Genomic DNA, 24,910 nt, shown 5'->3' on the forward strand with positions numbered 1-24,910 from the left:
CTCAGGCCGGGACGGCCTCGGCGTGCCGCGGTAGCAGGACGTCGAAGCGGCATCCGCCGGGGATGTTCCGCACCGTGACCTCGCCCTGGTGCGCCGCCACGATCCCGGCGACGATCGCCAGACCCAGGCCTGCCCGCCCGTGCACCAGGTCGGCGTCGGGGGTGCGTGGTTCGCTCCCGCGCCAGCCGGCGTCGAACACCCGGGGCAGGTCGGCGGGGTCGATCCCGCCCGCGGCATCCTGCACCGAGATGGCGGCCCGCCCGTCGGCGTGCTCGGTGACCGCGACCACGATGGCGCTGCCGGGCGCCGACTGCTGCACCGCGTTCATCACCAGGTTGCCCACCGCGCGGGACAACTCCCGCGGATCCGCGAGGATCGACAGGCCCATGGCGCCCTCGAAGCGCAGGTCGAGCGATTTCGCCCTGGCGACCGGACCGAGATCGGCGACGGTGTCGCTGATCAGGTCGTACAGCGCCACGGTCTCCTGGGTCAGGCGCAAGGTTCCGGTCTGGATGCGGGACAGCTCGAAGAGATCATCGACCATGCCGTTCAGCCGGTCCACCTGGCTGCGAATCTGGCTGTAGTACCGGGAGGGGTCCTCGACCATGTCGTCTTCGAGGGCCTCGGCCATGGCACGGATGCCGGCCAGTGGGGTACGCAGGTCGTGCGAGATCCAGGCGACCAGTTCCCGGCGGGAAGCCTCGATGCGGCCTTCTCTGTCCCGGGACTCCTGCAGGCGTTCCCCGGTCGCGGCGAGCTGGCCGGCCAGCGCAGCGAATTCGTTATTGCTGTGCCGTTCAGCGGAAGCGACCGGCTCGCCCCGGCCGAGGCTGGCCGCCGCGAGTGTGAGGTACTGGCTGTCGCGCACGATCCAGCGCCCGAGAAGCCCCGCCATTGCTAGCGACACGCTTCCCGCGGCGGCGGCCACGAAGTAGAAGACCGTGAGGTCATGGGCCGAGACGTACATGAGTGAGGCGGCCGCCGCCATGCCGCTGACCACCGATACCACCGTGGCCAGGGCGACCACGAGCAACTGCAGAACGAGGGAGTACCGCGCCAGCAGCCGCAGGGTGATCAGGCCCGCCGCACCGACGATCACGGCGGTCGAGAGCGCGATCACGACCACGCTCACCATCCCGTACGGGGTCACCGTCGTGCTCCGTCATCCCGGTCGTCGGCGTGCGCGGCGACCAGCGGCTCCGGGTCGAACCTGTAGCCGACGCCCCAGACGGTGTTCAAGAGCAGGGGCTGGGTGGGATCGGCCTCGATCTTCTCCCGCAACCGCCGCACGTGCACCGTCACCGTGGACAGATCCCCGAAGTCCCAGCCCCACACCGATTTCAGCAGGTCCTCCCGGCTCAGGGCGCGGTGAGGATGCCCGATCAGGTACGCGAGCAGGTCGAACTCCCGAGCCGTGAGCACCAGGGCCTCGCCGTTCAGGCGCACCTCGTGCGCGGCCAGGTCCAGTGTGAAGGGTCCGGCGTCGACGGCGCCGTCGTGCACGGGCTCCGGCACGGTGCGCCGGAGCACGGACTGCACCCGGAGAACCAGTTCGCGCGGGGAGAACGGCTTGGCGAGGTAGTCGTCGGCGCCGGCCTCCAACCCGTCGATCCGGTCTTCCTCCTGGTCGAGCGCGGTGAGCATGATCACCGGGGTGCCCCAGGCCGCTTTGATCCGCATGCAGACCTCGATGCCGTCCAGGGCCGGCAGCATCCGGTCGAGCACGACCAGGTCGGGGCGCGTCGCGGCCGCCTGGTTGAGCCCGCTCTGGCCGTCCGGAGCCTGCTCGACAGTGAAGCCGGCGGCCACCAGGTAGCGGCAGACGATCTCGGACACCGTCGGATCGTCGTCGATGACCAGGATGCGGCGTTCGGAGTCGGCACGGGGAGGGCCCGTCGGGGGCGGTGGAGTCACCTCTGAAGGATAAACGGTGTGCGGCGGGCACGCAGCACATCCGGCCCTGCCACAATCCTTCCCCACTCCGTAACGTTTGCGCGGAGTGTCGGGCGGGGCCCCCGACATAGGGTCGAGTGATGAGTGAGATTCGGGTCGACGTGGTCATGCCCTGCCTGAATGAGGCGGGTGCGCTGCCCTGGCTGCTGGCCCGGCTGCCGGAGGGCTACCGCGCCATCGTGGTGGACAACGGGTCGACGGATGATTCCGCGCGCATTGCCGAGGCGGCCGGCGCCCTTGTCGTCTACGAGGCCCGCCGCGGGTTCGGGGCGGCTGCGCACGCCGGGCTCCTGCATGCGACGGCGCCCATCGTGGCCTTCTGCGACGCGGACGCGTCGATGGACCCTGAGGACCTGCCCCTCGTGGTGGATCCGGTGGCCGCCGGAGAGGCCGATCTGGTGCTCGGCCGCAGACGTCCGACAACGGCCGGATCCTGGCCGATACACGCACGGATAGCCAATTCCACTCTTTCTTGGCGACTGCGCCGAATAACAGGTGTGAACATCTACGACTTGGGCCCGATGCGGGCCGCACGACGAGAGGACCTCCTGGCCCTCGATCTGCAGGACCGGCGCAGTGGCTATCCGCTCGAGGTCTTCCTGAAGGCGGCGGCGCGGGGCTGGCGCATCCGCGAGGTGGATACCTCGTACGCCCCACGGGTGGGGCGCAGCAAGGTGACCGGCACGGTGCGCGGCACCCTCACGGCCGTCGCCGACATGTCGAGACTGCTGAAGGAGGCCCGCAAATGACCACCCTGATCGTGATCGCCAAGGAATGTCTGCCCGGCCGGGTGAAGACGCGCCTGCATCCCCCGCTCAGCTTCGAGCAGGCGGCCCAGTTGGCCGCCGCGAGCCTCGACGACACCTTCGCCGCCGTCGCGCCGTTGCCCGCCACCCGCCGGGTGCTGGCGTTCGACGGGGTGGTTGTACCGGCCGCCGCGGCCGGGTACGACGTCGTGCCGCAGATCGATGGTGGCCTTGATGAGCGTCTGGGAGCCATCTTCGACGGCTGCACCGAGCCCACCGTCCTGATCGGGATGGACACCCCGCAGATCACGGCCGAGTTGCTCGCCCGGTGTTCGCACCGTGGCCCGATGACGTCGACGCCTGGTTCGGGCCGGCCGCTGACGGCGGATTCTGGGCCCTCGCCCTCCGCGCTCCCGACGGCGACCTGATCCGGGGCGTGCCGATGTCCCGGTCCGACACGGGCGCGCGTCAACTGCAGCGACTCCGCACCGCCGGCCTCCGGGTCCAGATGCTGCCGACCCTCACTGACGTGGACCACATCGAGGACGCGTTCACCGTCGCGGCGTTGGCCCCCCGAGGCGGCTTCGCCCAGACCTTGGCCGGTTTCGACGCCCTGCAGCTGAGCGGAGTGAACCGATGACCATGCTGTCGGCCCGTCCCGGCGTCCCCGGCACCACGACCTTCGGGTCGGGCGGCGCCGAACCGTACGCGGCGGCGTTGGAGAACGAATCGGCCGTGCTCTACCTGCGTCATGCCACAGGCAGGGCCGCGGCGACCATGGACGCCGGTCGCTGGAGCGCCGCCGCCGACGACACCGACGTGCAACTGCTCGCCGGTGCCGCCGGCCCCGTTCTCGACATCGGGTGCGGCCCCGGGCGGATGGTACGGGCCGCGCTGGCACAGGGCCTCGCCGCGACCGGCGTCGACGTGTCCCCCACGGCGGTGCGCATCGCCGCCGAGTCCGGTCTGACCGTGCTGGAGTGTTCGGTCTTTTCCTCGCTGCCGGGGGAGGGCGACTGGGGCACCGCCCTGTTGCTCGACGGCAACATCGGCATCGGTGGCGACATCGTCGCTCTGCTCGGCCGATGTGCCGAGCTCATCTCGTCAGATGGCGCCGTACTCGTCGAGGTGCACCCGGACGCCGAGCGCGACCACGCCTTCGACGGCACGCTGGAAGACGCTCAGGGGCGCACCAGTGCGGTCTTCCCGTGGGCCGAGGTGGGCATCGGTCCGCTCCGAGCCCGGGCCGGCGAGGCCGGGCTGCGGGTGGTTCAGGACTGGACGAGCGACGGACGGTGGTTCGCCCGCCTGGTGCGCACGTAAAACCACACCGATACCGCGATGCTGCCGGCCGCGAGCACCAGCCACGCCACACCCAGGTTCAGGGCGTAGTCGAGCGGTAGCACCGTGGGGTTCTTCGCGCCGAGGCTCTGGGCGACGATCGCGGGCACGACGATCAGGCTCAGCAGCGAACCGAGCACGATCGCGGCCTGGACGGTCACGATGATGCCGCCGGCCAGCCGATGGCCCGCCCGCCGGGTGAGCACACCCAGTCCGAACACCAGGGGAGAGAGCACGGCGTCGTGCAGCACGATGGCCGCGCCGATCCAGAGCGCCACCCCGGGGAGCCGCTGCACCGCGACGGTGTCGAGCAGGACATAGGCGCCCCAGGCGAGCCCGAGCACACCGAGGCCGACGAGGGCGACGCGGGCGGTGCGCATCCGCGGTGACACGGCGGGGGTTGCTGTCATCATGCGTCGATCGCCTCGATCCGGCTGAGCCATTTGGTCTGCAGCACGCCAGGGCGCCCGGGCGCGATCATGCGCGCGGGGTAGCCGTGCTCGATGTCCAGGACGCCGCCGTTGAGCTCCAGGGCGACGAGGGTGAGCGAATCACGCACGTACTCCCGGCCCATCTCGGTCTGCTTGAACCCGCCGCGCTGCTCGAGGCTGATGATGCGGAAATCGGCGTCGGGGGAGGCGCCGACCAGGTCGACCAGGTCGCGCAGGCGCACGCCGCGCCAGGAGGCCATCTGGCTCCAGCCCTCTACACAGGCGATGGGCAGGTCAACCGCGGTCTGGGGCAGGGCGGCCAGCTCGGCGCGGCTGAAGCTGCGTTCGGTGCCCCCGTGGGCCACGGTGAGCACCCAGTCGGCGGCCATGGCCGCGGTGGCGACCTTCGCCTGGGCGGAGGTGCGATTGACGGGAACGCCCTGCGGGCCCACACCCTTCTTGCGCGGACCGAACACGTTCGCGGCATCCAGCGGCGCCACGGTCTGGCCGGCCGTGAGACCCACCACGGCGGCGATGCCCAGCGCGACGGTGGCGAGGAAACCGCGCCGGCTCGTGCGGGGCGCCATCCGCGGGGTCGCATCGATGTACGCCAGCAGACGCCCGGTGAGGCCGCGGGTGCGCGGCAGGCCCGGACCGTCGTCGTCGACCGGGGTGTCCTCCGCGGTACCGTCAGCGGTGTCGACGGGGTGCCGCTCATCGGGGCCGGGCGCGGGCGTGGCCCGCCAGTGCGCCGAGATCAGGGGTAGTTTCACGCCGATGTGCACGAGCAGGGACCCGATGATCACGAACGCGAGCGCGAAGTGCACCTGCTTGAACGAGAACGGGAACGGGTACCACTGGTAGGTGTTCAGTAGGCCGATGGTGATCTCCACCAGGGAGGCACCCACGAAGAGCGCGATCGACGCCCGCTCGAGGAGATTGGCGAACGACTTCACCGGCGGGTACTGGAACAGCTGCGGGAACACGACGTAGAGCTTGGCCAGCAGCAGCGGGAAGCAGGCGATCCCGGCGATGATGTGGGTGCCCTGAGTCAGCTGGTAGAGCCCGGTCGGGCGGGTGGGGAAGCGCATCCAGGGCAGCGGTTGCTGCAGGAAATGGCTGTAGAGACCGGTGCCGAAACAGATCAGGAACGCCAGGCCGAGGAGCCGGCCGATCACGGTGGCCATTCGCGGAGTCCGCACCGGAGAGGCGAGCTGAGCCCTGGCCTCGTACATCAATCGGCGCATAGTCCATTCCACCACCTTGTCGCTCGCGGCAGTGTATGCAATCCTTACGGTTCGGTGACGGGGCGTGGTTCGGTCGGGGCCCTGGTACCCGCTCGGGGAGGATGGCAGAGTGCGTATTGCCGTCGTCTCGATTCTCCTGGCCGTCAGCGCGGCCGTCACCGGGGTCGTGGTGGTGGCTTTCGACCTGTTCCGGCCGCACCGGGACACCGCTCAGCTCCTGATCGGCACCGCGCTGCTCTGGCTGCTCTTCGCCGCCGCCCTGGTCGCCCTGCGCGGGGTTCGGGGCCGTGCGGTGGGGGTGTTGATCCTGGCCGGATCGCTCCTGATCGGCGGCGCCGCGATGGCCGGACCGCCCAACACCAGTACCGACTCCGCCCGGTACGCCTGGGACGGGGTGGTGCAGAATGCCGGGATCTCTCCCTACGCGTATGTGCCCGCCGATGAGCGGCTCGACGACCTCCGGCCCACCTGGCTCTTCCCCGCCCCCACCGAGATCGACGGCGCCCTGGTCTGCGCGGGCGAGCGCATCGCCACCGTGCAGCGGGACTCCGGCGAGCCGCTCTGCTCCGCGCTGAACCGCACCGCGGTGCCCACCATCTATCCGCCGGCAGCGGAGATTTACTTCGCGGCCGTGCGCGCCGTCGTCGGCTCCGATGCCGGCTACTGGCCACTTCAGCTGACCGGACTGCTGCTCAGTCTCGGCATCACCGGGATGCTTCTGGTGGGGATGCGCCGCCGCGGCATCGACCAGCGCCACGCCGCCCTATGGGCCTGGTGCCCGCTCGTTGCGACCGAGGGCATCACCAATTCCCATGTGGACCTGCTCGGTGTGGCCTTCACCCTCGCGGCCGTCTTCTGGGTGAGTAGCGGCAAACGCGTCCGTGGCGGAATCATGCTCGGGGTGGCCATCGGGGTCAAGCTGATCCCCGCGATCGCGGCACCGGCGATGCTCAAGCGGCAGGGCTGGAAGGTCGTCGTGGCGGCCGCGGCCACCTTCGCCCTTCTCTACGTTCCCTACGTGCTCTCCACCGGGATCGCGGTGCTGGGTTACCTGCCCGGCTACCTCAGCGAAGAAGGCTACGAGGACGGTTCCCGGTTCGCCCTGGTGTCCCTGATCGCCCCCGGCGGCGCCGGCATCGTCCTGGTCGCGGTGCTGCTGGCCGGCCTGGCGGCCTTCACGATCTGGAAGACCGATCCCGAGCGGCCGTGGCTCGGACAACTGGTGATGATCGGCGGCACCCTGCTCATCCTCAGCCCCCGCTACCCCTGGTATGCGCTGCTGTTGCTGCCGTTCGTGGCTCTCAGCGGCCGGTGGGAGTGGCTGGCGATCCCGCTCGCGCTCACCCTGCGGCTTCTGGTTCCGTCGCTGACCGTCACCCGGGTCTCCCTGGCCGTGGCCCTCCTGGTGATCGTCGTCGTGTCGGTGCGCCGGGCCGGGCCGGGAGCCCTGGGGCGTGGCCGCGCCGCGCTCGCCCGGATCGGGTCCAGGGCTAGCGCCCGGCAGCGGTCGGCAGAGAACTAGACGCCGGGCAGCCGGGTCAGCGCTCGTAGCGGAGCACGTTCACGCCGGTGAGCGCCCACTCCTCGGTGATCGAGTAGCCCAGGTCGGCGAGCTTCGCGGTCACGCTCGGCCGCCAGTCCTGCTTGTTGCTCGTGACCAGCCACACCGCATCGACCCCGGCGAACCGGTTGGTCACCTCGTCCAGCGGGTACCGGGTCTCCCACAGCTGCCCGGTCTGGGCGGCTGGGGTCTTGAGCTTCACGTCGATGAGGCCGGCGAAGGCATCCGGGTACGAGTAGGCGATCACCCTGGTGGTCGCGGCCGGATGCTGCCGCACCGGCCCGTACACGATGGCGGCCCTCTCGCCGGGGCGCGTGGCGCGCTCCGACTCGATGAGGCTGGCCACCTCGCTCCACGATGAATTCTGTTTGGCCTCCGGCTGGCGTTGGGCCACGAATTGTGGCGCGGCCAGCGCGGCCAGAAGCACCAGCGCCGTCACGGCCAGCCATCGCCGCCGCAAGCGTCCCAGAGCGACCCCGATCAGGATCGCAACGGCCGGGGCGCAGTAGGTGAGATAGCGAGGGGAGTACAGCGGCGAGACCACCAGTGACGCGAGAATCACGCCGATGGTCGGCACCATGAGCCACGGCACCGCGATCGACAGCAAGGACGGGTTGCCCGACAGGTTTCGCGGGGCACCGGCGGCCGAGCTCCTGGTGCGAAGGCCGGCGAGAACCAGGAACAGGATGCCCAGTGCCACCAGGACCCAGCCGACCACGGCGAAGAGCGGGTTCAGATAGAACCACTGCGTCACGAACACACCGTTCCAAGTGCCCCAGCTGATCGGGGCGATCCAACTCACCTGACCGGACTGGCGCACCACGGCCAGCGCGAACGGCAGCAACACAATCGCGGCGGAGCCAGCGGCGATGGCCCAGCCGATGAACGACGTCCGGGCCGCCCGGTCCCGGCGGCGACCTGCCCAGACCGTCCACAGGGCCGTGACGCCGTGGGCGGCAACGAGGAAGGCGAGATAGATGAAGACCAGAGTGCAGGCGATGGCGGCCACGGCGTACAGGGTCCACCAGAGCGCACGGATGCGGCGTGGAGCGGGTCCGCGGCGCCAGGCGGCCAGGAACACCAGGGTCAGAGCCACGGCCAGGGCGGCAGTGAGCGCGTAGGAGCGTCCCTCGGTGCCCATCCAGGTGACCCGGGGGAGCAGGCAGAAGGCCACACCGGCGAGCACGGCGGTGCCCCGGCCGGTCCGGGTGCGCATCAGGAGCACGATCAGGGCCGCTGTGACGCCGACGGCGACGGCGCTCGGAAGCCGGAGAGTGATCGGGGAGTAGCCGACCAGGTCGAGCCACAGGTGCATGCCGGCGTAGTACAGGCCGTGTACGGCGTCGACGCTCTGCAGCATCCGGCCGAGCTCGGGCCAGCTGCGCATGGTGGCGGACACCGTGGCCGCCTCGTCGAACCACAGCGACGGCTGCCAGGCAAACGCAAGGCCGAGCAGCGTGCCGAAAATACCGATCAGCAGCGCATCAGGCCAGGCCTGTCGAACCGAGATGCGGCCGTTCGGCGCGACAAGTGCACGCGAGGACGGAAGGGCGGTGGTCATGGTCCTGCGCTCTCCAATTCCTGCCAGGTCGTATTGGGCGTGTGGCCGCGACGACCCCGTTCGAGCGTAGGCGACCTTTCCCGGGAATCTACCCGGAGCCGGCACCGGCAGAACGGCGGGGCGCCCTCACGCACGTGCCCGAGTCGTCGGTCGAGCGTGTCGAGACCCCCGTGACCTGTGGGCTGGTGGCGCCCAAGCGTTGGTCGAGAGTGTCGAGACCCCGTGATGTGCGTGTGTGTTGTGCTGTGACGCAGAAGAACGGCCGAGCGTGTGCTCGGCCGTTCTTGTGTACTGCGGGGTGTTACTTGGTGGCGACGGTGATGGTCGCGATGCCGACGAGTAGCTGGTCGGCGATGGCGTCGGTGCCGAACGTGGTGTTCAGCAGGCCGGCGGCGTCGGCGGAGATGTGCACGGTGGTGCCGGTGAGGATGGCGTTGTCGCCGTCCATCTGGAGGGGCTTGAGGGTTCCGCCGTAGAGGTCGAAGAGCTTGACCTGGGTGGCGGCGGACTCGCCGTTGGCGGTGACGTCGCCGAAGAGTTCGCTGGTGCCGGGGTCGATGGTGAAGTTGGTCAGTTCGACGACGGTGTCGCCGGCGGTGAGGGAGAAGCCGCTTCCTTCGTGCTCGATGTTGCCCTGGACGTAGGGGCGGTAGTCTTCGGCCGGGTCGTAGTAGTCCACGTTTCCGCCGGTGATGGGGAAGTGCAGGCTGCCTTCTTCGAGGGTGGCGGTGCCGACGGTGCCGGGGGTGAGGCCGAGGCTGGTGAGGGCGGCGGCGAAGTCGGCGTCCAGGAGGACGGCGGTGTCGACGCCGGTGAGGGCGGGGATCGAGGCGACCGGGGTGGGGGTGGCTTCGGCGGAGCTGCTGCTCGAGGAGGAGCTGGAGGACGGCGTCGAGGAGGTGCCTTCGTCGGTGGAGCAGGCGGCGAGGCCGGCGACGAGGAGGCCGGCGGTGGTCAGTCCGAGTGCGGTCTTGGTGAAGCTGCGCATGATGTGTTCCTTTGCTGTGGGATGGTCTGCGGGGTGTTGCTGGTGTTGCTGGTAGTGCTGGTAGTGCTGGTAGTGCTGGTAGTGCTGGTAGTGCTGGTAGTGCTGGTAGTGCTGGTAGTGCTGGTGTTGCTTGGTATGCAGGTGGTTCGGCCCCCCGGCAGAAAAGGTTTGGTCGGTCTCAAAAAAAGTTCTCGGCGTCGGTCCGGCTCGCATGCAGAGGGCTCATCAAACGCCGGTGGGCGCGCCGATAGCCGGATCCGCACAGCCACGAGACACGTCGATACCCGCACCGCACAACCATCCGGCCTGTCGATACCCGGTAAGTCGATACCCGATAACGGGGAAGAGTGCTGGGCTAGTAGCGCCGGAAGCGGTCAGGGGCCAGATCCCAGGGGTCCTTGCCGAGCAACTCGGCTACTCCCCGGAACACGCAGCTCTCGATGACCATCCGCTGATGGAACTCGTCATTGCGGTGAAGCCGGCTCAACCGCTGGATCGGCAGTCGGTAGAACGAGATGCGTCGTGCATGGGCGTCGACCGAATATCGTTCCACTCCCACACCTTCGATCACGCTGACCGGACCGGGGGAGACTTCGAAGGTCACATCCGACAGTTCGGCCGGCCAGACCATCCGTAAATAGTCCACGGTTGACGCGATGGTCATGTCGAACGTGTCGATGCGTGTGCGCAGCGGCGGCAGAAACGGCCCGGTCGCAGAACTGCGGATGCCGCGTCCGTGACGGTCCCGCCCCCGACCGCGCTGGGTCGGAGTCTGCACGGTTGTGCGGCGTGAACGAGACATCTCCCCAGTCTACTTCCGGGCTATCGGCGGTATCCTTCAATCACCATGTCAGCCAGAGCGTGCACCCGTATCTCCTGTAGCGATGAGGCCGTGGCGACCCTCACCTTCTCTTACGCCGACTCGATGGCGGTGCTCGGACCCCTTGCCGGCACGCATGAGCCGCATAGTTACGACCTCTGTGACCGGCACGCCCGCCTCACCACTCCGCCGCAGGGATGGCAGATGATCCGGCATCGTCTCAAGGCCGAATCCGATGTCGCCGAGGACCACCCGGCCGCTTCGCTCTAGCTCGCGGCACCAGGTGGGCGCCGCGACTCTTCCTCCTCGGGGTGATGAATTCGCGTGACACGCCCGGGCGTTTGAGGTGATTTGCCCCGCCTGCGGAATCCCCGTAATGTCATCTCTCGTCACCCCACAGGTTCGGAAAAGCCGCAGAGCTTCCGGCCTCAAGCGGGACCACCTCCCACCTTCAGTACACAAGTCGTCATCGACGTTTCTTGGTGCTGAAGCGGAAAACAGCTTTTCGCCCGATCCCTCAGATTGATCGAACAAAGCGTCCCCTGGCATTATTTTGCCCGGGACACGCCGTTCAGTTGATTTGACACAGGTCAACGAGGGCGCTAAGATCGTAAAGTTGCCCCGGAGCGACAGCCTTTCAGGCCTGAAGTCGGGTGCGTCCGATCCTTGAGAACTCAACAGCGTGCACAATGTCAAATGCCAAAAACCTCGGTCGTAGGGCTCCTTTCTAGGGAGTACCGCGGAAGAGATTCCTTTGGAAAACATTTAAACAACAAAGCAAGTCAGTAATGATTTGTTCTGTCAGTTTCAAACTTGCATCGTTGTCGCCTATTCCGGCGGCTCGGTGCACTAGATGTGACGCCAGCTTGCTGGTTAGTCAGCTAAACATTTACGGAGAGTTTGATCCTGGCTCAGGACGAACGCTGGCGGCGTGCTTAACACATGCAAGTCGAACGGTGAAGAGGAGCTTGCTTCTTGGATCAGTGGCGAACGGGTGAGTAACACGTGAGTAACCTGCCCCAAACTCTGGGATAAGCACTGGAAACGGTGTCTAATACCGGATACGAGCTTCAGCCGCATGGCTAGGAGTTGGAAAGAATTTCGGTTTGGGATGGACTCGCGGCCTATCAGCTAGTTGGTGAGGTAATGGCTCACCAAGGCGACGACGGGTAGCCGGCCTGAGAGGGTGACCGGCCACACTGGGACTGAGACACGGCCCAGACTCCTACGGGAGGCAGCAGTGGGGAATATTGCACAATGGGCGCAAGCCTGATGCAGCAACGCCGCGTGAGGGACGACGGCCTTCGGGTTGTAAACCTCTTTTAGTAGGGAAGAAGCGAAAGTGACGGTACCTGCAGAAAAAGCACCGGCTAACTACGTGCCAGCAGCCGCGGTAATACGTAGGGTGCAAGCGTTGTCCGGAATTATTGGGCGTAAAGAGCTCGTAGGCGGTTTGTCGCGTCTGCTGTGAAAACCCGAGGCTCAACCTCGGGCCTGCAGTGGGTACGGGCAGACTAGAGTGCGGTAGGGGAGATTGGAATTCCTGGTGTAGCGGTGGAATGCGCAGATATCAGGAGGAACACCAATGGCGAAGGCAGATCTCTGGGCCGTAACTGACGCTGAGGAGCGAAAGCATGGGGAGCGAACAGGATTAGATACCCTGGTAGTCCATGCCGTAAACGTTGGGAACTAGATGTGGGGACCATTCCACGGTCTCCGTGTCGCAGCTAACGCATTAAGTTCCCCGCCTGGGGAGTACGGCCGCAAGGCTAAAACTCAAAGGAATTGACGGGGGCCCGCACAAGCGGCGGAGCATGCGGATTAATTCGATGCAACGCGAAGAACCTTACCAAGGCTTGACATATAGAGGAAACGGCTGGAAACAGTCGCCCCGCAAGGTCTCTATACAGGTGGTGCATGGTTGTCGTCAGCTCGTGTCGTGAGATGTTGGGTTAAGTCCCGCAACGAGCGCAACCCTCGTCCTATGTTGCCAGCACGTAATGGTGGGAACTCATGGGATACTGCCGGGGTCAACTCGGAGGAAGGTGGGGATGACGTCAAATCATCATGCCCCTTATGTCTTGGGCTTCACGCATGCTACAATGGCCGGTACAAAGGGCTGCAATACCGCGAGGTGGAGCGAATCCCAAAAAGCCGGTCTCAGTTCGGATTGAGGTCTGCAACTCGACCTCATGAAGTCGGAGTCGCTAGTAATCGCAGATCAGCAACGCTGCGGTGAATACGTTCCCGGGCCTTGTACACACCGCCCGTCAAGTCATGAAAGTCGGTAACACCCGAAGCCAGTGGCCAAACCCGCAAGGGATGGAGCTGTCGAAGGTGGGATCGGTGATTAGGACTAAGTCGTAACAAGGTAGCCGTACCGGAAGGTGCGGCTGGATCACCTCCTTTCTAAGGAGCACAGCAGTGCCGTCTGTATACAGCGGAGTAACACTGCCAAGTCATACGAAGACGAATGTTCTTCGATGGCGCTCATGGGTGGAACATTGACATTGATGCAGAACCAAATGGTTTGATCTCAGTACTTCACTTCGGTGAATGGAAAGGGTTGGGTCAGGCGGGTTTGCATGACGCACGCTGTTGGGTCCTGAGGGACCGGAACAATCGGTGATCGAGCTTGTCTTGATCGCGGTTGAACTTTTCCTCTGGACCTTTTTCGGTCAACAGTCGTACCTTTCGGGGTCGTTGGTCGTAAGGGGTACCGCCCGTACTTTGAGAACTACACAGTGGACGCGAGCATCTTAAATTTGAACCCTTCGGGGTCAAATTACAAAGATCAACACACTCTTTGAGTGTGTGATCATTGGTCAATTTCGGTCACGGACTTTGTTCGTGACACTTAATCGATTCAAACTCATGTGATTTCAAATTTTCAAGAGCAAACGGTGAATGCCTTGGCATGTAGAGCCGAAGAAGGACGTAGTAATCTGCGATAAGCCTCGGGGAGTTGATAAACGAACTGTGATCCGAGGATGTCCGAATGGGGAAACCCCGCCAGGCCCGCAAGGTGACCTGGTGACTCCCGCCTGAATATATAGGGCGGGTAGAGGGAACGTGGGGAAGTGAAACATCTCAGTACCCACAGGAAGAGAAAACAATAGTGATTCCGTTAGTAGTGGCGAGCGAACCCGGAAGAGGCTAAACCGATCATGTGTGATAGCCGGCAGGCGTTGCATGGTCGGGGTTGCGGGACTTTTCTGCTGCTTCTGCCGAACAGTGAGGGTTAGAACGTTGTATAGACGAACAGGATTGAAAGCCTGGTCATAGAGGGTGCGAACCCCGTAGTCGAAATGCAGCAATCGCCCGAAGAGTATCCCAAGTAGCACGGGGCCCGAGAAATCCCGTGTGAATCTGTCAGGACCACCTGATAAGCCTAAATACTCCTACATGACCGATAGTGAACAAGTACCGTGAGGGAAAGGTGAAAAGTACCCCGGGAGGGGAGTGAAATAGTACCTGAAACCGTTTGCTTACAAACCGTTGGAGCACCCTTTGTTGGTGTGACAGCGTGCCTTTTGAAGAATGAGCCTGCGAGTTAGTGATATGTGGCGAGCTTAACCCGAGAGGGGAATGCGTAGCGAAAGCGAGTCTGAATAGGGCGATTCAGTCGCATGTCCTAGACCCGAAGCGAAGTGATCTATCCATGGCCAGGTTGAAGCGACGGTAAGACGTCGTGGAGGACCGAACCCACTTCAGTTGAAAATGGAGGGGATGAGCTGTGGATAGGGGTGAAAGGCCAATCAAACTTCGTGATAGCTGGTTCTCTCCGAAATGCATTTAGGTGCAGCGTTGCGTGTTTCTTGCCGGAGGTAGAGCTACTGGATAGCCGATGGGCCCTAAAAGGTTACTGACGTTAGCCAAACTCCGAATGCCGGTAAGTGAGAGCGCAGCAGTGAGACGGTGGGGGATAAGCTTCATCGTCGAGAGGGAAACAACCCAGACCACCATCTAAGGTCCCAAAGCGCGTGCTAAGTGGGAAAGGATGTGGAGTTGCATAGACAACCAGGAGGTTGGCTTAGAAGCAGCCACCCTTGAAAGAGTGCGTAATAGCTCACTGGTCAAGTGATTCCGCGCCGACAATGTAACGGGGCTCAAGCACGCCACCGAAGTTGTGGCATTGATATTTTTGGTAAGCCGCACCCTTGTGGTGTTGGTTCAGCCGTGTTGATGGGTAGGAGAGCGTCGTGTGGCCAGCGAAGCGGCGGTGTAAACCAGCCGTGGAGGCTACACGAGTGAGAATGCAGGCATGAGTAGCGAAAGACGGGTGAGAAACCCGTCCTCCGAAAGATCAAGGTTTCCAGGGCCAGGCTAATCCGCCCTGGGTAAGTCGGGACCTAAGGCGAGGCCGACAGGCGTAGTCGATGGACAACGGGTTTATATTCCCGTACTGATGAAAAACCGTCCAAGCTAATCCAGTAATGCTAAGCATCTGAATCCTCTAGATGGATCCCTTCGGGGTGAAGCGTGAGGCCTAGCGTGCGACCCTATGCTGGTGCGGTTAGCGTATTAACAGGTGTGACGCAGGAAGGTAGCTGAGCCGGGCGATGGTTGTCCCGGTCTAAGGATGTAGGCCGAGAGATAGGCAAATCCGTCTCTCATATAAGGCTGAGACCCGATGGGTAGCCCGTAAGGGTGAAATCAGTGATCCTATGCTGCCAAGAAAAGCATCGACGCGAGGTTTTAGTCACCCGTACCCCAAACCGACTCAGGTGATCAGGTAGAGAATACTAAGGAGATCGAGAGAATCGTGGTTAAGGAACTCGGCAAAATGCCCCCGTAACTTCGGGAGAAGGGGGGCCTGAGGCGTGAAGGGATTTACTCCTGGAGCGTTCGAAGGCCGCAGAGACCAGTGGGAAGCGACTGTTTACTAAAAACACAGGTCCGTGCCAAGTCGCAAGACGATGTATACGGACTGACGCCTGCCCGGTGCTGGAAGGTTAAGAGGAACGGTTAGCCGTAAGGCGAAGCTGAGAATTTAAGCCCCAGTAAACGGCGGTGGTAACTATAACCATCCTAAGGTAGCGAAATTCCTTGTCGGGTAAGTTCCGACCTGCACGAATGGCGTAACGACTTCCCAGCTGTCTCAACCGCGAACTCGGCGAAATTGCATTACGAGTAAAGATGCTCGTTACGCGCAGCAGGACGGAAAGACCCCGTGACCTTTACTACAGCTTGGTATTGGTGTTCGGTGTGGCTTGTGTAGGATAGGTGGGAGACTGTGAAGCTTGGACGCTAGTTCAGGTGGAGTCATCGTTGAAATACCACTCTGGTCATATTGGATACCTAACTTCGAACCGTGATCCGGTTCAGGGACAGTGCCTGGTGGGTAGTTTAACTGGGGCGGTTGCCTCCTAAAAAGTAACGGAGGCGCCCAAAGGTTCCCTCAACCTGGTTGGCAATCAGGTGTCGAGTGTAAGTGCACAAGGGAGCTTGACTGTGAGACTGACAAGTCGAGCAGGGACGAAAGTCGGGACTAGTGATCCGGCAGTGGCTTGTGGAAGCGCTGTCGCTCAACGGATAAAAGGTACCTCGGGGATAACAGGCTGATCTTGCCCAAGAGTCCATATCGACGGCATGGTTTGGCACCTCGATGTCGGCTCGTCGCATCCTGGGGCTGGAGTAGGTCCCAAGGGTTGGGCTGTTCGCCCATTAAAGCGGTACGCGAGCTGGGTTTAGAACGTCGTGAGACAGTTCGGTCCCTATCCGCTGCGCGCGCAGGAAATTTGAGAAGATCTATCCCTAGTACGAGAGGACCGGGATGGACGAACCTCTGGTGTGTCAGTTGTTCCGCCAGGAGCACCGCTGATTAGCTACGTTCGGAACGGATAACCGCTGAAAGCATCTAAGCGGGAAGCCGGCTTCGAGATGAGATTTCCATCCCTTAGGGGGAGAGGCTCGCAGCTAGACTACTGCGTTGATAGGCCGGATGTGGAAGAGAGGACTAAAGACTCTTGGAGCTGACCGGTACTAATAAGCCGATAATTTGATAACACTCAGTTTGAATAAGCTGCTATGCGTCCACTATGTGGTTCTCGATGTACGGTCGAGAACAACACACTCCACCAGGTGTTCTATAACTAAAAATATAGATTCGATTCATCAAGGTGTTTCGGCGGCTATAGCAAGAGGGAAACGCCCGGTCACATTCCGAACCCGGAAGCTAAGACTCTTTGCGCCGATGGTACTGCAGGGGGGACCCTGTGGGAGAGTAGGACACCGCCGGACTTAACTTAGAAACACCAGAAAAGCCACCCCGACCGGGGTGGCTTTTCTGCGTTTAACCCCCACGCCGTTGCCCTCCGCGACCACGTCCCGGATGCCGCACCCCACCCCGGTCGAGCCCGTCAAGACCCCGTAGGCCGGCCTCCAAACCCGACCACACCCGTCCCGTCACCAGGTCTCGACAAGCTCGACCAGCGAGGCGGGCGCGTCCCGCAGACATCCGCGACCACGCCCTGGAACCGCACCCCACGCCGGTCGAGCCCGTCGAGACCCCGTAGGCCGACCTTCACCGCACGACAAGGGCCCGTCACCTGGTCTCGACGAGCTCGACCAGCGAGGCGGGAGCGTCCCGCAGGACGGGTCACCGGGTCTCGACACTCTCGACCAGCGAGGCGAGAGCGACCTACGGGACGGGTCACCGGGTCTCGACAATCTCGACCAGCGAGGCGGGTGCGTCCCGCAGGGATCCGCGACCACGTCCTGGATGCTGCACCCCACGTCGGTCGAGCCTGTCGAGAGCCCGCACGCCGACCTCCGAACCGCAACACACCGACCCGGCACCAGGCTTCGACGGGCTCGACCAGCGATCGAGAACGACCCACTTTCGCCCGGAGACGCGACGGGAGGGGGGAGGGGGAGGGCGGTGGTCAGCGGTTGGGGAAGTCGTGGGGGAGGCCGCTGAGGACCGGGGCCAGGGTGTCGAGGCGGCCGCGCTCGAGCAGGTGGCCGGCGTACTCGCGGTTCCGTCGCACCTCGGCCACGCCGATGAGGAGGTACTCCGGCGGCACCGGGGGCAGTGGGGACACGAACGGCGCCACCTCACCGGCCAGGGTCTCGGCCAGACGCACGCGGGTGGCGGGGGAGAGCTGATGTGCCTGCCGCAGGAACTGCGCCACCCGGCGGGAGAGTCGGTCGGGCAGGCGCGCGACGTCGACGGTTGCGGCCCAGGACTCCAGCACGGGCGGGAGCACGAAGGTGGGCTCGGTGATCCGCGGTACCCGTTCGTGCTGGCTGTAGGTTCCGGCGAGCAGGTCGCCGAGACGCTTTGAGCGGGAGTTGAGGAGGGCGCAGGTGACCGCAAGTCCGCCGAAGGTGAGGAAGATCTCGATCACACCCATGAGCGCGCGGATGAATGAGTGCCGCAGCCCGGTGGCTCCGCCGTCGTCGCGCACGATGCGCGCCCCGATCGCCCACCGGCCGAGCGAGCGGCCGTGCGACACAGTCTCCACGAGCATCGGCACTATCAGCAGCGAGAAGACCAGGCCGGAAATCGCCAGTGCCTGCGCGAGGGCTTCGTCGATGCCGTCGCCGAAGACGACGGACACGACCAGGGCCATGAGCAGGAAAAGCCCTACGTAGGCCACCCAGTCGATCATGGTGCCGGCGCCGCGCAGGAAGACGCTCGCCGGGCGAACGTCCAGCGCAACCGCCTCTCCGGTCACCAGCTCATGCTCGATCAGGGAATCTTCACCATGATCGGCCGCTTTCCAGGGCTCAGCCATGTCTACTATTGAACCAGATGGATCTCGACGCGTATTCTGCGGCGCACCGCGCCGAGTGGGACCGCCTGGCCGCCCTCGGCCGCCGGCGGACTCTCAGTGGTGCCCAGTCCGACGAGCTGATCCAGGGCTACCAGGCCGGGGCCACGCAGCTGTCCGTGATAAAGACGTCAGCGGGTTCGACGCTGCAGGGCGACCGGCTGTCGGTGATCCTGTCCCGAGCCCGCTTGCGGTTCACCGGCGCCGGGACCAACGTGCTCTCCCAGCTGCCCCGGTTCTTCCTCGTGCAGCTGCCTGCCGCGCTGTACCGCCTGCGCTGGCTGACCCTGGCGGTCGCGATCGTGACCGTGCTGGTCGCCACACTGTACGCCGTCTGGGCGGTGAACAACCCGGCGGTCCTGGCCAACTTCGGCTCGCCCGCCGAACTCGAGCAGCTGGCCAACCAGAGCTTCGTGTCGTACTACTCGGAGAATCCGGCGGCCTCGTTCGCCGGGCGGGTGTGGACCAACAACGCCTGGATCGCAGCGCAGTGTGTGGCCTTCGGCATCCTGGGCGTGTACGTTCCGTACATCGTGCTGCAGAACGCCCAGAACCTGGGTGTCACCGCGGCCGTGATGTTCTCTTACGACCAGGCCGACACCTTCTTCCTCTACATCGCCCCGCACGGTCTGCTGGAGCTGACCGCGATCTTCGTGGCCGCGGCGGCCGGGCTGCGGATTTTCTGGGCCTGGATCGCCCCGGGTGCACGCACTCGCGGGCAGGCCCTGGCCGAGGATGCCCGCGCCCTGTTCACCGTGGCCGTCGGTCTGGTCTTCGTGCTGCTGGTATCGGGGATCCTCGAGGGCTTCGTCACACCAGCACCCTGGCCGTGGCCGGTGAAGATCGGCATCGGGGCGGCAGCGCTGCTCGCGTTCCTCGCCTACATGCTCGTGCTCGGCGGCAAGGCGACCCGCGCCGGCGAGACCGGGGACCTGGCCGAGTTCGAGGCCGGCAGTGCCAGGGTCTTCGCCGGCTGAGTACCGGATGGAGCCCGGTTGGTCAGAGCCGGCCGGCTGCCTTGAGTGCGATGTACCGGTCGGCCAGTGCCGGCGGTAGCCGCTCAGGGGACCCGGTTACGACGTCTGCGCCAAGTTGCCGTACGGCGGCCTCGACGCGTGCGCCGTCGAGCATGGTGCGTTCGGCGGATGCCGCGCGGTACACCTCCTCGCGGGTGGCTCGGCTCTGCACGAGATCGACCACGCCGGGGTCGGTCACCGAGGCCACCAGCACCGTGTGCCGTTGGGTGAGCTGGCCGAGAACCGACAGCAGTCCCGTTGACGCACCGGGCGCATCCATCGGAGTGAGCAGCACCACGAGCGCGTGCTGGCCCGTGATCGCCCGGATCTGACCGGGCAGCGCCGTCCAGTCCATCTCGATGAGCTCGGGTTCGATCAACGCCATGCCGTCGACCATGCGGCTGAGCAGCTCGGCGCCGGATGCGCCCTGCACCCGAGCCCGCACCCGGCGGTCCCAGGCGAGGAAATCCACCCGGTCGCCCGCCCGGGAGGCCAGCGCGGCGAGCAGCAGCGCCGCTTCGAACGCCGTGTCGAGGCGCGGTTCGTCGGCGACCCGGGCGGAGGAGGTGCGGCCCGTGTCGATCACGATGACGATGCGCCGGTCGCGCTCGGGGCGCCAGGTGCGCACCACGACGTCGTTGCGGCGGGCCGTGGCGCGCCAGTCGATCGAGCGCACATCGTCGCCGCGCACGTATTCGCGCAGCGAGTCGAATTCGGTGCCCTGACCGCGCACCAGCACGCTCGTGCGGCCGTCGAGTTCCTTGAGCCGGGCGATGCGGGAGGGTAGGTGCTTGCGCGAGTGGAAGGGCGGCAGCACCCGGATGCGAGCGGGTGCCTGCAAGGTAGCCTGCCGGGACCAGAGCCCGAGCGGCCCGTGCGAGCGCACCGTCACGTGCGAGGCCGTGCGCTCCCCACGCCGGTACGGCCGGAGGGTGAGCGCGATCCGGCGTCGTTCGCCGGCGGGCAGGGTCACGGCCGTGCGGTTGTTGCCCGCCCCGGCCGAGGGCTGCCAGGCGTCCCGAACGGTCCCGCGTAATCGGCGGGGGCCCTCGTTGGTGAGGTACAGCTCGCTGGTCACCGCCTCGCCCAGGCGCACCCGGGCCGGCAGCACGCGGGTGAGTGTGAGCCGTCGCGGGGAGGCGGCGAGGGCGAGGTCGAGCCCGCCGAGTGCCACGGTGAGCAGTAACCAGCCGCCCAGGACCGCCAAGGCCCGCTCCGGTGTGCTGCCGAGCAGCACGATGGGCACGACGCCGAAGGCGACGAGAAGGACGAACCGGCCGGTCAGCGTCATCGGTTAGATCGGAACCTGGACCTGCTGCAGCACACCGTGCAGGATGGCGTCGACGGTGATGCCTTCCAGCTCGGCCTCCGGGCGCAGCTGGATACGATGCCGCCAGACCGGCAGCACCATAGCTTGCACATGGTCGGGCGTGATCGACGCGTAGCCGCTCAGCCAGGCCCAGGCCTTGGCGCTGGCGAGCAGGGCCGTGGTGCCGCGCGGGCTCACGCCCAGCTTGGCGGAGGGGCTCTGCCGGGTGGCCCTGGCCAGATCGACGATGTAGGCGAGCACATCCGGGCTGGCGCCGACGGCGGCGACGGATGCCTGCGCGGCGGCCAGGTCGGCCGCTCCCAGCACCGGGGTGACCCCGGCCGCGCTCAGGTCGCGCGGGCTGAACCCCGTCGCGTGCCGGCGCAGGACCTCGAGTTCCACGTCCCGCTCGGGGATATCGAGCACGAGCTTGAGCAGGAACCGGTCCAGCTGCGCTTCGGGCAACGTGTAGGTGCCCTCGTACTCGATCGGGTTCATGGTCGCCGCGACGATGAAGGGCTCTGGCAGGGCCAGGGAGAGACCGTCCACGCTCACCTGGCGTTCCTCCATGGCCTCCAACAGCGCGGACTGCGTCTTCGGCGGCGTGCGGTTGATCTCGTCGGCGAGCAGAATGTTCGTGAAGACCGGCCCGTTGCGGAACTCGAACTCGCCGGCCTTCGCGTCGTAGATGAGCGAGCCCGTGACATCGCCGGGCATCAGGTCGGGGGTGAACTGCACCCGCTTGGTGTCCAGGCTCAGCGCGTGGCTGAGCGAGCGCACCAGCAAGGTCTTGGCCACTCCGGGGACACCCTCGAGGAGCACATGCCCGCGGGCCAGCAGGGCGATGATCAGGCCGGTGACCGCGCCGTCCTGACCGACGACGGCCTTGCCGACCTCTGTGCGTACCTGGGCCAGTGCCCGGCGCAGGTCATCGGCCGGGCTGGCGGCGTCCGGTACGGGCCCCTCGGCCGGCGGGGAGGTCTCGGCGGATGTCGCGGCGTGGCTGGTCATGGTTCCATTCTTCCGGTTGACGGGGGAGAGTCTGGGGCGGAGCCGGGCGGGCGCACAGCTCGGGAGGCGTCGGCCTCGAGTTCGGCGACGGCATCAGACAGTCGCATCAGGGCCGCGTCGGTGGCCGGCACGTCGCCGACGAGCAGCGTGTGCACGCCGACGGGGTCGCGGCCGGTGAGCGCGGCAACCGTGCGCACCACCTCGTCCAGCGCCGCGGTGCGCGGCAGACCGGCGGCCCTGGCCATGCGCGTGACGGCACCGATACGGATCGCGTCGATCGCCCGCAGCCGGGCGTTGCCCCGGGCGTAGAGCCGGGCGCGGCCCTCCATGGTCTCGCTGGCGCGCACCACCACGGCAGGTCTTCGGCGACGAGGGGGCCGAAACGGCGACCCCGCCACACCATGGCCGTCATCGCCACGACGAACAGGAGCACCATCACCGGCGTCACCCACCCGGGAGTCAGATCGCCGAGCGACGGCGGGCCCGTGGCGGCGACGTCGCCGAGCGTCGGCAGATACCAGACCAGGGTGTCATCCTGGCCGAGCAGGTTCAGGGCCAGCGCGGCGTTACCGAAGGTGGCGATCTCATCGTTGGCGAACACCGAGGTGTCGGCGACCAGGGTGAGGGTGCGGCCATCCGTGACCCGTTCGACGACCGAGAACGTGGAGCCGTCCCCGGGGAAACAGCCCGTGTAACCGATGCTGCCCGCCGGCAGGCCTAGTGTCTTGCCGCCGGGGGAGATGCTGCCGGCACGCTCCGCGGCCGGGAGCTCGCACTGGGCGGTGAGCTTGTCCGCTGTGGAGACACCGCCGAACCCCACCTCGGGGGCCAACGCCTGCAAGAGCCGGAAATCGGGGTCGGCCACGACGGTGTGCGGGGCCAGCGTTCCCAGTTCGGCGAGCCTGTCGGCGGTGAGATATCCGGATGCGTCGGAGACGAACACGGTCGCCGTCGGGTCCGCGTCGACTGCCGCGGCGGCCTCGTCGAGGGTGTCGACCGGCAGCACGGTGACCCCCTGCTGACGCAGCACCTCGACAACGGCCATGCCGCCGCCCGGGTTCGGGCTGTCCGCGGCGAGCGGGGGACCACTGGTGCCGGCGACCCCGGTGATGACGAAGGCGATGACGGCGACGAGCAGTGCGCCGAGCCCGGCCACCACCCAGAACACCGATCGGCGCAGCGCGGCGCGCACGGTGGGCGTGCTCGAGGCAGGTGCGGCCGGCCGTGCGGGCGCGACGGGGGCGCTCACGGTGCCACCGTCGTCGGTGCCGTCAGACGGGGGCGGGCGGCCACGAGGGCGGCGTCGAGGGCGACCAGCGCCCGGTATCCGGATTCGGTGCCCGTGCCGCCCAGGTAGCGCACGCTCTCGAACACGGTCGCCCCCTCCCGCAGCCTGTCTCGTTCTGCCGGGAAGGCCTCCGCGGCGAGCTCGGCGACGCTGTGCGCGGTGGTGCCCGGCGTGGGCCGGAGAATCGTGCGTTCGGCCAGAGACTGGGCGATCGCCCGGAACTGCTCCGCACTGGCCAGTGACCAGTCACCGGCACCGGCGGCGGCCTGCGCGGCGCGGCGCATCTGGTCGGCGCTCCGGCGGTCGTCGGCGGCGAAGAGCCCGGCGGCGCGCTGGCGGCGCCGTTCCCGCCGGGGCAGTCCGAAGATCAGCACCGCCGCCACGAGAACGGCGATGCCCACAAGGGCGCCGACCACGGGAATCCACGCGTTGCTGCCGTCACCGGTGAAGGAGAGCGAGGAGAGCCAGTCGAGGATCGCCTGGCTCAGCCGGTCGAACCAGGTCGGCTGGGCCGCCTGGTACGGAGCCTTGGCAAGCTCGTCCCGCAGCCACTGCTGCGCCTCGGGCGCGTCGGGATTCACCGGGATCCCGAGCCACGCCAGTCCACGCCCCCACACCACGATCATGCCCAGGGCGCCCCCGGGCCGGCAGGGGGCACATCGGCTGCGGGCGTACCCTGGGCCGGCACGAGATACGGGTCCGCGGCGCGGTCACCGGGAACCGCCTCGACGAAACGCTGCAGCTCGAGGTCGAGCCCCTCCTTGCGCATCCGCAGGTCGATGTAGACCAGGGCGACGGCGGCCGACTGCACGACGGCCGTCACCGCGCCGATCACGGCGGCGATCAGGATCGTGAGGATGTAGAGCAGCGCCGCCGGGATGTAGGCCTCGAAGGCCGCATTGGGGTCGATCAGGCTGGTGACCACGCTGAACAGCAGCGTCAGCGGAGTGGTGACGATCTGCGCGATCACGTTCACGATCACGGCGATGAGCAGCAGCACGCCCAGGGTGCGCCAGAAGAAACCGGTGGTGAGCGACCACGAGCGTCGGATGGCCCGGCGGATGCCCAGCCGCTCCAGCACGATCAGGCTCGGCACGATGGCCGTCTTGGTGCCCACCCACGCGGCGGCGGCGAGCAGGGCGAGCCCACCGAAGACGCCGATGACCACGGCCAGGGCGATCCAGGCCCCGCCGAGCAGCGCGCAGACGAAGACCAGGCCGCCGACCAGCAGGACCCCGACCAGCAGCGCCGCGCCCAGGAGCACGGTCCAGCCCACCAGGGGCCACACCCGCCGGCCGATCTGGCGCCACAGCGCCGTCAGCCGGAGTTTCTCACCGAGCGTGGCCCGGGCGACCTCGAGCACGATGACGCCCTGCAGCAACGCCGACGCCACGATGGACAGGGCGATCGGCACGAGGGCGGACAGCACGATCGCCAGGACCGCCCCGGCCTCGACGGCATCCTGTTCGTCGGCGGGAGCGGCGTCGACCCGGCCGAACGCGATCCAGGTGACCACGCCCACGACCAGAAGGGTCACCAGCACGGTGACGCCCTGCACCAGCAGGGCACTGCCGAAGGTGGCCTTCGGATTGCGGCGCAACACCTGGAACGGGGCGCCGAGCAGGGTGCCGAAGCCCAGCGGCCGCAGCGGGATGAGGCCCGGTTTGGGAGGCGGGGTCCAGGCCGGCGGCGGGGTGTTGGCCCACTGTCCACCGGGTGGCGGCGGGTATCCGGGCTGCCCGCCAGGGCCGTACGCACCGTAGCGCGGTACGTCCGGAGTGTTCGTCGGGGGGTGCCAGTCGGGGTCCGTCACGCCTCCATGCTGGCATACCCTGGCGCCGCGCGGGTCCCTGTCAGAAA

20 protein-coding genes and 3 rRNA genes are annotated in these 24,910 nt (G+C 66.3%); 10 read left to right on the top strand and 13 right to left on the bottom strand.

Annotated elements, in window-relative coordinates; translation table 11 throughout:
* Position 1 precedes the first annotated feature (1 nt).
* Both KY500_RS00870 and KY500_RS00875 read right to left on the bottom strand, forming a co-directional pair.
* Positions 2-1,150, bottom strand: coding sequence for a cell wall metabolism sensor histidine kinase WalK (locus tag KY500_RS00870; protein ID WP_255579647.1), 1,149 nt, complete (start codon positions 1,148-1,150; stop codon positions 2-4).
* Positions 1,147-1,914: a response regulator transcription factor gene (locus KY500_RS00875; protein ID WP_255579648.1), complete on the bottom strand. Its 768-nt coding sequence runs from the start codon at positions 1,912-1,914 to the stop codon at positions 1,147-1,149. Before KY500_RS00875 ends, KY500_RS00870 begins: the two co-directional genes overlap by 4 nt.
* A gap of 119 nt (positions 1,915-2,033) precedes the next feature.
* Between KY500_RS00875 and KY500_RS00880 the strand changes: the two genes are divergently transcribed.
* From KY500_RS00880 to KY500_RS00890, 4 genes are read left to right on the top strand one after another with little or no spacing between them, the layout of a single operon-like run.
* Complete coding sequence (locus KY500_RS00880; protein ID WP_219901963.1) at positions 2,034-2,702, top strand: glycosyltransferase family 2 protein; 669 nt, start codon at positions 2,034-2,036, stop codon at positions 2,700-2,702.
* Positions 2,699-3,127 (top strand): DUF2064 domain-containing protein, encoded by a 429-nt coding sequence (locus tag KY500_RS00885; RefSeq protein ID WP_255579649.1) that lies wholly within the window; start codon positions 2,699-2,701, stop codon positions 3,125-3,127. The genes KY500_RS00880 and KY500_RS00885 overlap by 4 nt, the downstream gene beginning before the upstream one ends.
* A complete protein-coding gene (locus tag KY500_RS19035; RefSeq protein ID WP_255579651.1) occupies positions 3,028-3,339 on the top strand; it encodes a DUF2064 domain-containing protein in 312 nt (103 codons plus the stop codon). The genes KY500_RS00885 and KY500_RS19035 overlap by 100 nt, the downstream gene beginning before the upstream one ends.
* Positions 3,336-4,022, top strand: a complete 687-nt coding sequence (locus KY500_RS00890) for a class I SAM-dependent methyltransferase (protein ID WP_219901964.1) — start codon at positions 3,336-3,338, stop codon at positions 4,020-4,022. The genes KY500_RS19035 and KY500_RS00890 overlap by 4 nt, the downstream gene beginning before the upstream one ends.
* Here KY500_RS00890 and KY500_RS00895 read toward each other — a convergent pair.
* Positions 3,971-4,453, bottom strand: coding sequence for a hypothetical protein (locus KY500_RS00895; protein ID WP_219901965.1), 483 nt, complete (start codon positions 4,451-4,453; stop codon positions 3,971-3,973). The genes KY500_RS00890 and KY500_RS00895 overlap by 52 nt on opposite strands.
* Complete coding sequence (locus KY500_RS00900; RefSeq protein WP_219901966.1) at positions 4,450-5,718, bottom strand: molybdopterin-dependent oxidoreductase; 1,269 nt, start codon at positions 5,716-5,718, stop codon at positions 4,450-4,452. The genes KY500_RS00895 and KY500_RS00900 overlap by 4 nt, the downstream gene beginning before the upstream one ends.
* Positions 5,719-5,827: 109 nt before the next feature.
* On the opposite strand from KY500_RS00900, the gene KY500_RS00905 reads away from it, so the two are divergent.
* Positions 5,828-7,240 carry a glycosyltransferase family 87 protein gene (locus KY500_RS00905; protein WP_219901967.1) on the top strand — a complete coding sequence of 471 codons (1,413 nt, stop codon included), beginning with the start codon at positions 5,828-5,830 and terminating at the stop codon, positions 7,238-7,240.
* Between the two features lie 16 nt (positions 7,241-7,256).
* Here KY500_RS00905 and KY500_RS00910 read toward each other — a convergent pair whose 3' ends face one another.
* The 3 genes from KY500_RS00910 to KY500_RS00920 all read right to left on the bottom strand — a co-directional run bounded on the left by KY500_RS00910 (position 7,257) and on the right by KY500_RS00920 (position 10,630).
* Entirely contained in the window at positions 7,257-8,840 is a 1,584-nt protein-coding gene (locus KY500_RS00910; protein ID WP_219901968.1) for a hypothetical protein, read from the bottom strand.
* Between the two features lie 301 nt (positions 8,841-9,141).
* On the bottom strand, positions 9,142-9,828 hold the full coding sequence (locus KY500_RS00915) for a hypothetical protein (protein WP_219901668.1): 687 nt from the start codon (positions 9,826-9,828) through the stop codon (positions 9,142-9,144).
* 355 nt (positions 9,829-10,183) lie between these two features.
* Entirely contained in the window at positions 10,184-10,630 is a 447-nt protein-coding gene (locus KY500_RS00920) for a metallopeptidase family protein (protein WP_219901969.1), read from the bottom strand.
* A 45-nt stretch (positions 10,631-10,675) separates the two neighbouring features.
* On the opposite strand from KY500_RS00920, the gene KY500_RS00925 reads away from it, so the two are divergent.
* From KY500_RS00925 to rrf, 4 genes are all read left to right on the top strand, one after another.
* Positions 10,676-10,918, top strand: a complete 243-nt coding sequence (locus KY500_RS00925) for a DUF3499 family protein (RefSeq protein WP_219901970.1) — start codon at positions 10,676-10,678, stop codon at positions 10,916-10,918.
* A 618-nt stretch (positions 10,919-11,536) separates the two neighbouring features.
* A 16S ribosomal RNA gene (locus tag KY500_RS00930) occupies positions 11,537-13,057 on the top strand.
* Between the two features lie 471 nt (positions 13,058-13,528).
* Positions 13,529-16,657, top strand: a 23S ribosomal RNA gene (locus tag KY500_RS00935).
* A gap of 117 nt (positions 16,658-16,774) precedes the next feature.
* Positions 16,775-16,891 (top strand): 5S ribosomal RNA (rrf, locus tag KY500_RS00940).
* The 16S, 23S and 5S rRNA genes sit together here, the layout of an rRNA operon.
* A gap of 644 nt (positions 16,892-17,535) precedes the next feature.
* Here the strand turns inward: rrf and KY500_RS00945 are convergent.
* Positions 17,536-18,390 (bottom strand): RDD family protein, encoded by an 855-nt coding sequence (locus tag KY500_RS00945; RefSeq protein WP_219901971.1) that lies wholly within the window; start codon positions 18,388-18,390, stop codon positions 17,536-17,538.
* Between the two features lie 17 nt (positions 18,391-18,407).
* On the opposite strand from KY500_RS00945, the gene KY500_RS00950 reads away from it, so the two are divergent.
* A complete protein-coding gene (locus KY500_RS00950; protein WP_219901972.1) occupies positions 18,408-19,403 on the top strand; it encodes a stage II sporulation protein M in 996 nt (331 codons plus the stop codon).
* 22 nt (positions 19,404-19,425) lie between these two features.
* On the opposite strand, the gene KY500_RS00955 is transcribed toward KY500_RS00950, so the two are convergent.
* The 5 genes from KY500_RS00955 to KY500_RS00975 all read right to left on the bottom strand — a co-directional run bounded on the left by KY500_RS00955 (position 19,426) and on the right by KY500_RS00975 (position 24,863).
* Positions 19,426-20,733, bottom strand: coding sequence for a DUF58 domain-containing protein (locus KY500_RS00955; protein WP_219901973.1), 1,308 nt, complete (start codon positions 20,731-20,733; stop codon positions 19,426-19,428).
* Positions 20,734-20,736: 3 nt separating this feature from the next.
* Entirely contained in the window at positions 20,737-21,762 is a 1,026-nt protein-coding gene (locus KY500_RS00960) for a MoxR family ATPase (protein WP_219901974.1), read from the bottom strand.
* Positions 21,763-21,868: 106 nt separating this feature from the next.
* On the bottom strand, positions 21,869-23,011 hold the full coding sequence (locus tag KY500_RS00965; protein WP_219901975.1) for a DUF4350 domain-containing protein: 1,143 nt from the start codon (positions 23,009-23,011) through the stop codon (positions 21,869-21,871).
* Entirely contained in the window at positions 23,008-23,676 is a 669-nt protein-coding gene (locus KY500_RS00970; RefSeq protein WP_219901976.1) for a DUF4129 domain-containing protein, read from the bottom strand. The genes KY500_RS00965 and KY500_RS00970 overlap by 4 nt, the downstream gene beginning before the upstream one ends.
* The gene (locus tag KY500_RS00975; RefSeq protein ID WP_219901977.1) at positions 23,673-24,863 is read right to left on the bottom strand and encodes a hypothetical protein; all 1,191 of its coding nucleotides are present in this window, start codon (positions 24,861-24,863) and stop codon (positions 23,673-23,675) included. Before KY500_RS00975 ends, KY500_RS00970 begins: the two co-directional genes overlap by 4 nt.
* Positions 24,864-24,910: the final 47 nt, after the last annotated feature.

It is taken from the genome of Cryobacterium sp. PAMC25264 (genome assembly GCF_019443325.1).
Classification (GTDB): domain Bacteria; phylum Actinomycetota; class Actinomycetes; order Actinomycetales; family Microbacteriaceae; genus Cryobacterium.